At 33.7% G+C, this 13,582-nt stretch carries 13 protein-coding genes, 1 other RNA gene and 1 pseudogene; 9 read left to right on the plus strand and 6 right to left on the minus strand.

Annotation, left to right across the window (positions count from 1 at the left end; genetic code table 11):
- A pseudogene (locus IC220_RS00355) lies at positions 1-163 on the plus strand (IS256 family transposase); the annotation flags it as partial.
- A gap of 184 nt (positions 164-347) precedes the next feature.
- Here IC220_RS00355 and rnc read toward each other — a convergent pair.
- A complete protein-coding gene (gene rnc, locus IC220_RS00360; protein ID WP_188152685.1) occupies positions 348-1,040 on the minus strand; it encodes a ribonuclease III in 693 nt (230 codons plus the stop codon).
- Between the two features lie 48 nt (positions 1,041-1,088).
- Entirely contained in the window at positions 1,089-4,178 is a 3,090-nt protein-coding gene (locus IC220_RS00365) for a UvrD-helicase domain-containing protein (RefSeq protein WP_188152633.1), read from the minus strand.
- Positions 4,179-4,249: 71 nt separating this feature from the next.
- Between IC220_RS00365 and IC220_RS00370 the strand changes: the two genes are divergently transcribed.
- From IC220_RS00370 to IC220_RS00380, 3 genes are read left to right on the plus strand one after another with little or no spacing between them, the layout of a single operon-like run.
- Positions 4,250-5,110 (plus strand): 4-(cytidine 5'-diphospho)-2-C-methyl-D-erythritol kinase, encoded by an 861-nt coding sequence (locus tag IC220_RS00370; RefSeq protein ID WP_188152634.1) that lies wholly within the window; start codon positions 4,250-4,252, stop codon positions 5,108-5,110.
- 4 nt (positions 5,111-5,114) lie between these two features.
- Positions 5,115-5,480, plus strand: a complete 366-nt coding sequence (locus tag IC220_RS00375; protein WP_188152635.1) for an Mth938-like domain-containing protein — start codon at positions 5,115-5,117, stop codon at positions 5,478-5,480.
- A 1-nt stretch (position 5,481) separates the two neighbouring features.
- Positions 5,482-6,291, plus strand: coding sequence for a metal ABC transporter permease (locus IC220_RS00380; protein WP_188152636.1), 810 nt, complete (start codon positions 5,482-5,484; stop codon positions 6,289-6,291).
- 15 nt (positions 6,292-6,306) lie between these two features.
- Here IC220_RS00380 and IC220_RS00385 read toward each other — a convergent pair whose 3' ends face one another.
- Positions 6,307-7,737 carry a bifunctional folylpolyglutamate synthase/dihydrofolate synthase gene (locus tag IC220_RS00385; RefSeq protein ID WP_188152637.1) on the minus strand — a complete coding sequence of 477 codons (1,431 nt, stop codon included), beginning with the start codon at positions 7,735-7,737 and terminating at the stop codon, positions 6,307-6,309.
- The gene (locus tag IC220_RS00390; protein WP_369408740.1) at positions 7,734-8,195 is read right to left on the minus strand and encodes an MlaC/ttg2D family ABC transporter substrate-binding protein; all 462 of its coding nucleotides are present in this window, start codon (positions 8,193-8,195) and stop codon (positions 7,734-7,736) included. Before IC220_RS00390 ends, IC220_RS00385 begins: the two co-directional genes overlap by 4 nt.
- Positions 8,196-8,407: 212 nt before the next feature.
- Between IC220_RS00390 and ssrS the strand changes: the two genes are divergently transcribed.
- The 5 genes from ssrS to IC220_RS00415 all read left to right on the plus strand — a co-directional run bounded on the left by ssrS (position 8,408) and on the right by IC220_RS00415 (position 10,961).
- A non-coding RNA gene (ssrS, locus tag IC220_RS00395) (6S RNA) lies at positions 8,408-8,569 on the plus strand.
- Positions 8,570-8,587: 18 nt separating this feature from the next.
- Positions 8,588-9,046 carry a type II toxin-antitoxin system RatA family toxin gene (locus IC220_RS00400; RefSeq protein WP_188152639.1) on the plus strand — a complete coding sequence of 153 codons (459 nt, stop codon included), beginning with the start codon at positions 8,588-8,590 and terminating at the stop codon, positions 9,044-9,046.
- Between the two features lie 50 nt (positions 9,047-9,096).
- Positions 9,097-9,759 carry a thioredoxin domain-containing protein gene (locus IC220_RS00405; protein ID WP_188152640.1) on the plus strand — a complete coding sequence of 221 codons (663 nt, stop codon included), beginning with the start codon at positions 9,097-9,099 and terminating at the stop codon, positions 9,757-9,759.
- A 203-nt stretch (positions 9,760-9,962) separates the two neighbouring features.
- Positions 9,963-10,178 (plus strand): 50S ribosomal protein L31, encoded by a 216-nt coding sequence (gene rpmE / locus IC220_RS00410; protein ID WP_188152641.1) that lies wholly within the window; start codon positions 9,963-9,965, stop codon positions 10,176-10,178.
- Between the two features lie 6 nt (positions 10,179-10,184).
- On the plus strand, positions 10,185-10,961 hold the full coding sequence (locus IC220_RS00415) for an NAD kinase (protein WP_188152642.1): 777 nt from the start codon (positions 10,185-10,187) through the stop codon (positions 10,959-10,961).
- Positions 10,962-11,060: 99 nt separating this feature from the next.
- Here IC220_RS00415 and IC220_RS00420 read toward each other — a convergent pair whose 3' ends face one another.
- Positions 11,061-12,347 carry an APC family permease gene (locus IC220_RS00420; RefSeq protein ID WP_188152643.1) on the minus strand — a complete coding sequence of 429 codons (1,287 nt, stop codon included), beginning with the start codon at positions 12,345-12,347 and terminating at the stop codon, positions 11,061-11,063.
- 232 nt (positions 12,348-12,579) lie between these two features.
- Positions 12,580-13,578 carry an NAD(P)H-dependent flavin oxidoreductase gene (locus IC220_RS00425; RefSeq protein WP_188152644.1) on the minus strand — a complete coding sequence of 333 codons (999 nt, stop codon included), beginning with the start codon at positions 13,576-13,578 and terminating at the stop codon, positions 12,580-12,582.
- Positions 13,579-13,582: the final 4 nt, after the last annotated feature.

The following is a 13,582-nucleotide window of genomic DNA, read 5'->3' on the forward strand; positions in this document are numbered from 1 at the left end:
GACCAAGGGCTCATTTACCAGCATAAATGCCTTGTATAAGTTGGTATATTGTGCTATAAAGAAGGCAGAGGAAAAATGGACGATGCCTGTGCATGATTGGGCAGTAGCCATATCTCAGCTTGACATTTTCTTTCCTGGAAGATTGAAAATTGAGTTGAGCTAAAAATGTGGTTTGACACAGTTTATTTAACACTCCCATTTGTGGGTAAAAGTGAGACCTAAATCCAATTGAACACTGCTGGCATACGATCAAAAGTTGGCTTAAACCTCGCATGCAACAACAAAAAGACCTTTTTCTTCTTGTTGGTCAAGCCATTACAGAAGTCTATCATTTGGTTTAGGAAATGCTATGCTATACTATTGATTATTTCCAACATTAATTCAGCAGCCTTTTGCTCAGCAACTTTCTTACTGTAGGCTTTTGCGCAGACTCTACTGTAATTTTCCACATAAACTGATATAGTAAATTCAGGCTTATGGGCTGGTCCATCTTGTTCGATTAGTTCATATTCTGGCAAAGATAGCTTGTTTTTTTGAGTCCATTCTTGCAATAGGGTTTTAGGATCTTGCGGTGGATTAAGTGTTTTTATAGCTAACTCTTCCCAATATTTAGTAATAAATTTTTCAACACTTTCAAACCCACCATCAATATAAATTGCACCTATTAGTGCTTCAAGTGCATTCTCTAAATTCTTCAAGTTACACTCACCCCCATTGCAGCGTTCACCATTATTCATAATAATAAAATCACCTAATTTGATCTCTTGAGCAATACTAGCAATTGTATGACCACAAACTAAATCTGTTTTTCTTCTTGCCAAAGCACCTTCTTTTTCGTCAGGAAATAATTTGAATAGCATGACAGATATAATCATATTTAATATACTATCACCTAAGAACTCTAACCTCTCGTAGTTTACAGTTTGGTTTTTGCTATTTCTTTGATTCACACTTGGATGAGTTAATGCTTCTTTTAGCACAAAACTATCTTTAAATTCATAGCCAATAACCCTGGATATTACATCATTCAAACTTTCCATATTTACTTTAAGAACAAGAAGAAAATCTTTATTATATTGCATAAAAGATTAGCTTTGCAATGTCTTTTCTTGTAGATCCTCTATCCAAATAACTAAGCATTCTACCTTTTTGTTAGGATACCTCTCTTGTACTAGAGTTTTATAAGTGAACATTTGCTTTTCTACTTCATCTAACAGAGAGTTAGAGGTGCTGCGATGCGATTTGTAATCCACTATAATCACCTTGTCCTGTGTTATGCATAGCCTGTCTAAACGTACCAAAATGGCTTCGTTATTAACGGTACCACTCAATGCAATTTCCGATTTGCCTTCTAGATCAAATAAATAGCCATATTTTTCATTAAATGCTAGTATTTTATTATAAATTTCATCTTTATCGTCATTTGTGTTGATATTTTCAAGATATTTTTTCACCCAAAATTTTCTCCTTTCTTTTTCTATCTTAGGCATATATTGCAATATACTGTGAATGATTATCCCTCTTGCATAGCTATCTGTTATTCGAGTAGTTGATGTTGTCTCTTTTTTGGTCGTATGTGTTGATAAAGTTGGCGGCAGAGCAGTTGCTGAAACGTCAAAATAGTCACGCTTTCTGTAAATATCAGGGTAATTTGAATTTATACATAGCACCTCCACTTCATCCTTAAACATGGGGTATAGGTTGCTCAGCTTTTTTTCATATGGCTCTCCATGCATAGTGATTAGATCATACCAAGAATTTTTTTGCATGGGTTCCTTGCCTGCAATGTACAACTCATCTTCGGCGCGTGTGAGCGCTACATATAATAAACGTAAATATTCATTGTAATCTTCAATTTTTTTCTCCTTTTTGATTTGGTTACAATAAGAGTGATTATTTTTTCTGCACCAAAATGGCACTTCATCAAAAATTATACTTTCATCGTTTCTTGGCACTGTATTTGTGTCGATTAAAAACACTATTGGTGCTTGCAGGCCTTTTGATTTATGAATTGTCATGATTCTCACAGCATTACGATCTGATTGTATATTACTCTTAATTTCTGGATTATTTTGTTTTATCCATTGCATAAACGCTTGCAAAGAAGGAGAACAAAATTGCAGCAACAGACTCATAAATTCATCTATGATTTCAAAACACTCAAGTCCAAGTCTTGCAGCAAACTTTTTCTTACCTGTTTGAAGTACATGAGTAAATAATGCCAGAGGAGACTCTTTCTTAGATAGATTGATCAAGTCATTTAATTCATGATAAATACTTTCGGAATAGTTCTGTAATCTTTCCCATAGAGATTGTTCCTTACGATCGTACGCTATATTAAACAAGTCATCTTCAGTGAAATTAAATAATGGTGACTTTAAAGTGTTGGCAAGAGCTAAATTATCTGCCGGAAGAAGCAAGAATTCAGCAAGAGCTATTAAATCTTGAATAACTATATGATCCATTATTCTAAAGTAATCTCGCCCTATAACGGGTATATTTGCTTTTTTGAGCTCGCTTATAACATAATCAACTAGCACATTTCGTTGCCGTACAAGGATCATTATATCTCCTGGCTCTATGTGCCGATCTTTAGCCACTAAAATACGCCCACTGTTCAACCAATTATAAATCCTATGAGCTATTGTTTGAGCGAGTGACCGTTCTGCTATATCATGTCTTTCGCTTTTAAAATGTACTTGAAATGCTTGCTGTGCATCCGTCTCTTTATGTTGAGGTAATAACGGCCAGATTTCTATGTATCCTTGATCATTTTCTCTGTGTGGAACGTGTTTTATTTCATTATTGCCAAAGGATACTTCTTCACAAAAGTTATTGAATAATCTATCAACAAACATTAATACTTCTGGAGTTGAGCGAAATGATTTTTCAAGTTGACACGACAGCCAATCTTTATTTCTTGTCTTTTCATGAAAATATTTTTGCATATAGTTAAATAAAATGGGATTGGCACCTTGAAATCTATAGATTGATTGCTTTACATCGCCTACAACAAATAATGTTCTTTTTTCATCACCTCCAGCAAAAAATTCATCGCATAGGTTAGTAATGATTTTCCATTGGTTAACACTATTGTCTTGTGCTTCATCGACAAGAATATGGTCTATTCTTTGGTCCAGATTAAATAACACCCAATCTTTATAATTGTGATCACTGAGAAGATTTGTAGCTAAATCTATTATGTCATTATAGTCAAGTAGCGCATTTTTCAGTTTTTCGCTGTTATAAAAGTCAGCATACACTTTGAATATAGTGAGCAAATTACTAGTTCTTTTAAATATTTGGTAAGAATCCATATCTCTCACATATGAAAGCACTATATCCTGAATACTCTCTATCATTTGCTCTGCATCAGGAAATTTTTCTAATGTACTCTTAGTGATAATTGATGATATGTTTTTCTTTTCGTGCGATTCCAGCTTGATGAATACTTTAGCCATATTCTCTATATTTTTTGCACTATTGTACCAATCATACAGTACCCTACTGTAATTCTGATCCCTTTTACTTCCTTCACTTAATATTTCAGCTAGCCTTTTTATATGCTCAAGTATTTCGCTTGGTAAATCATAGATTTCATCTGGCGCTTTCAGTTTAGCTCTTAGGTGCTCTAAATCACTAGCCGCTTTCTTGACACATAAAGTATAAAGTAAATCACGCAATTCATTTTCATCAACTTCAGTTGCAATAGCATTAATATTATCTTGCAGAGCTTCATAACTTAACACCTTATCAAACACTATGGAGTGTAACTCTTTGCACTCACTCAGTGTGCAATTTGGAGGAATACCCGCTTCTATAGGAAAGCTAGAAATCAATTTGTAACAGAAGGCGTGTATAGTTTGTATGGTTAAATTGAGATTTTCTAGCTCGGAAAAAAGTTTTCTTGCCTGAGTGAGATGATATTTATCGTTAAGTAATTGTTCTAAGTCTTTTGCTAGCTCACTGTTTGAACATACTGCCCACTTACTAAGTGTGTTGTAAATACGATTCTGCATCTCATCTGCTGCAGCGTTAGTGAATGTTAAGCAGAGGATGTTTTTTTTATGTTCTAGTAATAATCTTAGTACTCTATCTATCAGAATTTTAGTTTTTCCTGTACCGGCAGATGCATTTACCCACACAGAAATATTAGGATTGATAGCATTTTTTCTCATAAAAGGCTATAAACGTTGACCGAAATAACATCATAAGTATAATGTGGAAATAATTCTCGTGAAGAAATATAATGAAAAGTTTCTGTGTCAAAGCATATGCAAAGATTAATCTTTTTTTACATATTATAGATAGAAAAGAAACAGGATATCACTCAGTTGAAAGCTTATTCGTTTTTGCTAATCTCGCTAATTTTTTAGAGATAAAGGTAGGTCCTAAAAAATTTAGGTATGACAACTCTGAAGTTAAGTTCATAAATTCTGAATCCAGAATAAATAGTTATTATAATACTGTAATGAAAGCAGTGAATATGCTGCTTAGATATGCTCCAAGTCACACAAAAGTTTCGATCAGAGTTGTAAAGAATATACCAACAGCTTCAGGTTTAGGTAGCGGATCTTCAGATGCCGGAGCTGTAATACGCACACTAGGAAAACTGTGGGAAATTGATAGATCAATTTTAAATGAAATAGCTCTTAATGTTGGTGCTGATGTTCCAGCAAGCATAGACAGCAAGCCCGTTTTTGTTACAGGCATTGGTGAAGAATTGCATCCTATCCAGAAGTTTTCCTTACCAATTGATGTGGTGCTTATCAAACCAAAAAGAAAGTTCTTGAGTACACCAGAAGTATACTCTAAATACCAAGGAAAATTTTCTGAGCCAATTAAGTGGAACGATGAACTGGACTTGCTGAAATTTATTCAAAACACAAGAAACGACCTTCAAGAAACAGCCATCAGTTTAGTTCCTGAAATTCAGGATATAATATCACAACTAGAGTTACAAAATGGCTGTATGCTTGCACGCATGTCAGGCAGTGGTGTAGCGTGTTTTGGGATATTTGATAACGAGGAAAATGCGAAAGCTGCTGCAACTAATATTAATGCAAGATATCCAGAGTGGTGGGTATGTGATACCCAATTAATAGTTTGATTTTATGGACATAACTCCTTTAGTTGCTAAAAACAAAAATCTTATAAATAGTTATGAAAAAGGAAAATTTTTAGTAAGCGATCGAGAATATTATAGCTCAATAATAGTTTTTCCTGAAAAGGTAATTGAGTTAGGTGAGATTGATATAAACAATAAAGAACATTTTGAACAGTTTTTAACAGAAGAAGTAGAAGTATTGTTAATAGGCACCGGTATAATACGCAGCATACCAAATCCATCTGTCAAGTTATACCTCATGGGGCAAAAAAATTTGAATTTCGAATTTATGGCAACTGATGCAGCATGCAGAACTCATAATATTTTAATATCTGAAGGTCGATTTGTTGTGACTTATCTTTTAGTAATATAGTATGTTTGAAATATTTACACAGGACTTTTTCATTAATAGTTTAATTGCAGTAATTACAATTAGCTTAGTAACTGGTGCTCTAGGATCGTTTATGATATGGCAAAGACTGTCATATTTAGGAGATAGCCTGTCACATTCTTCATTACTTGGTATCGCACTAGCTTTAATGTTCAAGGTAAGCCTACCAATAAGCATTATGCTTATTGCAATTATGTTTGCTATATTACTTTCCCTGAATTTCAATAAACTATACTCTGCTGATACGATATTGAACATTGTAACCAATGTGGTTTTATCATTAAGCTTAATACTCATGTCTTTCTTGCCATCAAGCAATAACAGTATTGTTGATTCATTATTTGGCGATATATTGACATTGAATTGCTCTGATATAATGCTGGTTTTATTAACCTCTATAGTAGTTACTCTGATAGTGGTATTTAGGTGGAATCATTGGTTAATGATTTCAATTAATCAAGATTTTGCCATGGTGGAAAAAATCAATATTAATTTAGTTAGGTTAGAGTTCTTGGTTACCCTTGCTATATTCATAGCAATTTCTGCTCAATTGATAGGAATATTGCTGATAGCTGCATTTTTGTTGATACCAGCTGCATCTGCAAGGCTTATCTCAAAAACTCCAATGCAGATGGTTCTTATAGCAACAGTTTTTTCTGTAATTTCTGGAGTATCAGGACTAATTTTATCTGCAGGCTTTGATTTACTCACTGGACCAGCAATAATACTTGCTTCAGCTGTATATTTAATTTGTGCTTATTTTATCAGAGTCTGTTTCTACACACTCAGGTAAGAAACAAAATCATTACTATAGTTTTGTGAGTTCCATAGCAAGATCTCTCGCGAGAAATAATGACCCACAAATTAATATAGTTCTTGTGCCTTCATTAGACCTCTTTCGAAACTCAATTTCTAATGGCAATTTTGTTGTCGAAGCTGAGCTGTGCTCCTCAAATACATCTAAGTATTCTGCGGGGCTCGCTTGCACTTCTCCTAAAAATTTCTTACCATAAATCGGTTTTGAAAAAGGTCTATTGGTTGATTTTAATATATAATTTAATATAGCATCACCTATGGATTCACACTCAACAGCTTTTATTCCTATGTTATTGGCTTTTTCTTTAATTACACTCGCATTTACTGCATGGGGTTCTGATTTGACACAAACTGCACACAATAACTTGATATATGGTTTAAAGTGCTGCAAAAACTCTTCCACATTTCTATTACGGGTAACACCAAAAATTATGTAAATACCATCAGCAAAGTTATTTGCAACCCACTTAGATAACACATTAGCACCATCATTATTATGCGCACCATCTAAGAACAACTGCCAATCCTTTGGCAATAAATTTTTCCCCTTTATGCATTCTAATCTTGCAGGCCAGTAAGTACTTTGTAAACCTGAAGAGATATCCTCTTCTCCAATATTAAATCCATACCTTCCACTTAAAATACTACAAGCTGCAATCGCATTGCCCGCGTTGGCTATTTGGTGATCGCCTGCAAGTGATGGCAAAGGGAACTTAATTGATTGAAGATCCGATTGAAAAACCATTCTATTATCTTGTCGAGTGCAATTCCACTCAAAATCTCCCCTGTATAAGGGGGATTTTTTGTTTGCCGCATGAAATTCGAGTGTATTCATTATAGATTTCTCTTGTGCTGCTATCACACAAGGAACATTAGGCTTCATTATTCCAGCTTTTTCACCTGCTATAATCTCTACAGTAGAACCAAGATATTCTGTGTGATCTAATGAAATAGAAGTTATTATCGTCAAAATAGGATTATCTATAACATTTGTTGCATCAAGCCTGCCTCCCATGCCTACTTCCATTAAAGTAATATCAGCTTTATTGCGTGAAAAAGCGAGAAAGGCTGTAATTGTTGCAGCTTCAAACAGAGTAATGGGCTGCTCTGCAGTTGCTACGCGGCATTCTTCCAACAAGCTGTGTAGTTCACTATCATCAATACAGTGACCCGCAATTACTATCCTCTCGTTAAAATGTATTAAGTGCGGAGAAGTGTACGCATGAACTTTATACCCTGCTGCTTGCATGATATACCTTATGAAGGCTAAAGTTGAACCTTTACCGTTAGTTCCAGCAACATGAACTACCGGAGGCATTGCCTTTTCAGGATTACCTAGCTTATTTAGGAGATTTTTTATACGGTTAAGAGAATAGTCACTCGGCCTTCTAATCGGTTTAGGCCAATGAGGCATGTATATCATAGATTATTATTATATTTTAGCTCCTCTATCACACTTGTTATACCATATGTATCGATTTTTTCATTAAATTGAGTACGTTGGTTAATAGTAATACTCATTCCACTAACTATAATATCACTAATTAAGAAAGAATTTTTATTTTCTATGATTTTAAAATCAATGTTTGTAAATCCTTCATTTTCATCATCAGAAAATCTGGTATTTACTATACAAACTCCATCACCAACTTCTTTGATACCCCTTATCGTCATTTCACCACCACCCATATGATTGTGTAAGAGTTTAATACATAATCGCGTAAAATATGTTTCATGTTCTTTGATAAATTCTTGTCTTTTTTCTTCCGTGGTTAGAGCCCAATATTTTCCTATGACAAATCGTGATATCCTTTTTAAGTCAACATTGTCTTGGATAAGTTCTTGAAGTTTTTTATGACGATCTTTTTTGTTTTTTCTCATTAGTATATCATCCACTTGCTGCTTTAGAGAATAAACAAAAGTTTTGTGGTTCGTACTATTGGCATAAGCACTTGATGCAATTATAATAATAATAATTAAAGTTCTGATAACTTTCATAGGGTTACAATGCAATAAAGGTTAAATAGTAGTTAACTTGACAATTAATTTCAATGTATTTTATGGACATATCTCATGCAAATAGTTATAATATAGGGGGTCTGTGCTATGCGTTATGAGTTAAGTCAAATTTCCCGAGCGATAATATTTCATCAAGGGAATTGCCTCTGCCAGTTTTGTTAAAATTGGCACGTGATGCCCACCTTAATTTGAGGTCTCAGGAACAAGCTAAGGCTGACGGTAGACATGGACCCTATTTTAATTGTTTTAAAGGTATGTTTCATAAGTATCAAGAACAAGGCATTTTTTTTTGTGCACCTCATAAGATATTTCAAACAGTTATTGATGTTGAAAAGTATCCAGATTTCGTTCCTTGGTGTAAAGCAGTTTATATAAAAGAAAAAGCCAATTATCAAATGATTGTTGATCTACTAGCAGTTTTTTATGGGATCAAAGGGAAGTACACATCGGAAGTAACAGCTACACCTCCTGATGAAACAAATGAAGGATGGATAAGAGTGGAATCATCGAATGGAATATTTAAGCATTTGTATAATGAGTGGCAATTTATTCCTATCGATGAAAAGCAAACTATGGTAAAATTTTATATAGAATTTAAGTTTAAATCTAGTGCATTTTCAATGTTATTAAATTCAGTATATAAACATACACAAAGTAAGATAATTACCGCATTTAAGAACAGAGCTGAGCAAGAAAAAGTTATCTTGACTTGATACTGATTCAAGTACATAATACTATTAATTGAATTAAGTATTTATATTCCATGATTTTGCGGTTATTTTTCTTGTTACTCTTTGTGAGTATAGGTTCATATGCTGCTGCTGACCAAAAGGAAGCTGAAGAAAAAGAATTACTATCACTATTGCCTGATGACAAGTTTTTAGGTGATGTGAAAGCACCAATTCTCATGATAGAGTATGCTTCATTAACTTGCTATCATTGCTCCCTCTTTCATAAGGATGTGTTACCTCAAATTAAAAAGAAGTATATAGATACAGGTAAAGTATTATACGTGTTTAGGCATTTTCCTTTGGATTATCGAGCACTAAAAGCTGCAACTTTAAGTTACTGCTATACACAACAAGAAGATTATTTTAATTTCAACAAAGCTGTTTTTAACTCAATAGATTCATGGAACTACTCCGATGCAGGTGATTTGACTTTATTGCAAAAAGTTGCTGCGCTAAGTAACTTAAAGCAAGATGTGTTCAAGCAATGTATTGATGACAAAGAGGTAATGGATAAGATAGTCAATAATAAATTACTAGCAGTTAATAAGCTTGGTGTCACAGCTAGCCCAATATTTTTCATTAAGCTTAACAACAATAAGCAATGCATGGAGCCTGATGAATGTAAACATGAAGGATATAAGAAACTCAAGTATTTTGCTGATATAATAGATCAGTTATATAAAAAAGTTACGTAAATTCATTTTACCGCAAGTTTTTATCCCACTAAAATCAAAAGAATATAGAAGGTAAGGGATTTTTATGCCAATATTTTCACAAAATTCATTGTTTTTTTAATGCATGATCACAGAGATGTCGTGCACCTAAAGCATAATAAAAAAATTGACTTAATGAAGTAAAGTAATTAATATACTAATTGGTCAAAGATTAATGAGCAACAATGGAAAGTATTGATTATCACAAAATTATTATAACTATGACAAATGGTGAAGAGTTTGAAACTCGTTCTACTTATGGGAAAGAAGGTGATAAGATAAAACTTGATAGAGACCCTCACACTCATCCTGCATGGACTGGAAGTTTAACAAGTGGGTCAACAAGCGCAGATAGCAATCTTGCTAAATTTAATAACAAATACAAAGATCTTTTCTCTTAGAAGGTCATGTGCAGAATAGGTTATGTAGCTTCTGAGTCATCAAGGTCACAGGAGGTATCTAAGCTATTACAGAAGTATAATTTTATTGATATTGCAAAGGAAGATAAACCTGATATCGACATACTTGTAGTAATTGGTGGTGATGGTTTTATGCTACGTACTTTGCATAACTACATTATAGAAAATAAAAATATACATGTATATGGGATAAACACCGGTAATGTCGGGTTTTTGATGAACAATTTGAATGAAGATCTAATTGACCATATAAAATGTGCTATTCCTACTAAATTAACCCTGCTAAAAATGGAAGCTACAGATATAAATAACAAAAAACACTACCATACGGCAGTAAATGAAGTATATGTTTTTAGAAGAACCAATCAAATAGTTGAGATGAGTGTGACAATTAATGACAGGTTAAAAATAGAAAAGCTAAGAGGAGATGGAATAATATTATCTACCCCTACAGGTAGCACTGCATATAATCTTTCTGCCAGTGGTCCAATTTTACCATTAAACTCAAATCTACTTGCATTAACGCCTATAAATAGCTATTACCCAAGACACTGGAATGGAGCCTTAATATCAAATGATAAGGTGATACAGCTCAATATTGATAATGCGCAAAATCGTCCAGTAATTGTGGTATCAGACTATAGGGAACTTCATGATATATCTCAAGTAAAAATACAAAAGGATCATAAAAATACAATAACCTTGTTTTTTAACAAAGATTATTCGCTAGATGAAAGAATATTTGATACGCAGTTCCTATATTAAACTTCAAGCCTCTTTTTAAGATAAAGTGTTATGGTGGGGCGTTGGTACTTCCATAAAATAAGTTATAAAATGGCTCATCTCCAGCCGGCCGTACTGATTTTATTTTCCAAGCTTCACCAGTAATTTATGATATAAAAATAAATAAATTGGTATACCACTAACAGTAAATAAACTTGCTATCAATAAAGTCTTGATAGGAGTTTCAAATACTATCCAACAGCAAAAGATTGTAGCTATTACTCCAATTAGAAGCTTATAGCAGCTTTTTTCTTGTATAAAGAACTTCAGGAAAGCAAGGATACACGCCAAATAAACGAACAAAAATGAAATTACAGAGAAATCAATAATTGATGTTATTTGTTTAGCAAAATTGTCACTTGATGTAAAAATAAGTAAGATTGAAGTGCCAAGTGAGCTGATTACTATTCCCCAAAAAGGAGAGTCGTATCTATTTTTTTTAGTAAAAAATTGCGGCATGAGTTTATTTTCTGCAAGACCTAGAGCAACTTGTCCACTAGCTAAAACCCATGCATTTAAACTGCCAACACAAACAATAAATGCAATAACAGAAATAATCAGGTGCCAATTACCTGGAAACATAATTTTTATTGCATCAACATATGGTGCTTTTGAGTTAGCTAGTTCATCGCCATTTATTAATCCCATAATTGCGAAGCTATTGATTAAATATATAATAGCAACACAGATTGTACCAAATACTATAGCTCTAGGGATTGTCTTAGCCGGATTATTTACTGATCCAGCAGGGGCTGTTGCTGATTCGAGCCCAATAAAACACCACATAGTAAGAAGCGTGGAACGAGCGAGAATCTGAGAGATTGTAAGACTCGATATTTCGCTGCTTACAATAAAATTATCTCTATCAAAATGAAATAAAGCAATTATTGGAATTGAAAACAATGCTGTAATTTTAATAATCATTAATACAAATTCAACAGATCCAGCAGCAGTAACTCCCCTTAAATTTATTAATGTAATAATTACAAATAGTAATAATTCTAAAAGTAACCGTAGATTTGAAATATCACCGTAGAAAAGTGGAGTAAGATAGCCAACACTTGCAACCACTACAGCTGTTGAGCTAACCCATGAGATCACCCAATATGTCCAACCAACAAAAAATGCTGCTGTAGGGCCAAAAGCGTGCTTAACATAGATGTGGGGACCTCCTGTCTCGGGAAATTTTGCACAAAGTAAAGCGAAAACTAAAGCAAGAGATATAGCACCTAAACCTGATATCACCCAACTTATGAAGCTATAAGTACCATATGGAGCAAGGCTAATCGGTAGCATAAAAATTCCAGAGCCAATTTGGCTGCTGATGACTAATGCAAAAATTGCTAAAAAACCTATCTTATTTGCCACAATACTTTTTGATTTTATAAAGTAAGTTAATAATATAACTTAAATTAGAAGATTTCAATAGATCTATTTTGAAATTCGATTTTGATGGCAATTTTATTACTTTATCTTCATTTGTTTTCACTATAAGTTCTCTTGTTTTATGTAATAAATTTAAGAGAAGTGATACCCTATTTTTTCCTTTCCTTCATTAACTTTCCCCTCTCTTTTCCTTAACTTAACGCGTATGGTTTACTTAACACTCCCTATTTATTGCCTGCTGAATTAATGTAACAATTACTTTTTTTACTGGTTTTTCTTCGTCAACCATACCAACACTCTGACCTGCCATAAGAGACCCTGTTTCAATATCTCCTTCAATTACTGCTCTTCTTAGAGCTCCAGCCCAGAATTTTTCTATTTCAAGCTGTCCATCTGCTTTTGATATCTTATTAAGTTGATATTCATTTATAACTTCCTTTTGACGCTTAATAAAATCGTCACTTGCCTTATTTGCTATAGCTCGCACTGGAATTACAGGAAAATCATGACTTATTTGTACAGAAGGAATTGCATCACGTGCGCTGGATTTGATAAATGCTTCTTTAAAATTTTTATGAGCTATAGATTCATTAGTGCAAACAAATAATGTGCCTACTTGACAACCACTTGCTCCCATTTCAAGATAATTAACTATCATTTCACCTCTTCCGATTCCACCTGCTACAAAAATAGGCACTTGTTCATCTTTAAAATCAGGTAATATCTCTTGTGCAAGAACAGAAGTACTCACTGGACCTATATGCCCCCCAGCTTCCATACCTTCTATTATTAATGCATCCACCCCCATTTTTACTAGCCTTTTTGCAAGACTTAATGTGGAAGCAAAACACAGGATTTTTATCCCTGCATTTTTGATTTTCTCGATACTAGATTTTTTTGGTAACCCACCGGCAAGTATTATATGACTAACCCTTGTTTCGATGCACACTTCTATTAGCTCATTCAACTGCGGATGCATGGTAATCAGATTTACACCAAATGGCTTATTAGTTAAATTTTGTGTGCCTATGATTTCTTTTTTTAATAAATCTGGAGACATAGCACCACATGCAATTATGCCAAAACCACCAGCATTTGAGATGGCTGACACCAGATTTCTTTCTGAAACCCAACTCATAGCACCACCCATTATCGCAAACTTACTACCGAGAAAGTCAGTTCCTTTCTTCCATAAGCCATTCAATTTTTCCATATGA

The sequence above is a fragment of the Wolbachia endosymbiont of Pentalonia nigronervosa genome (assembly GCF_014534705.1).
Taxonomy (GTDB): domain Bacteria; phylum Pseudomonadota; class Alphaproteobacteria; order Rickettsiales; family Anaplasmataceae; genus Wolbachia.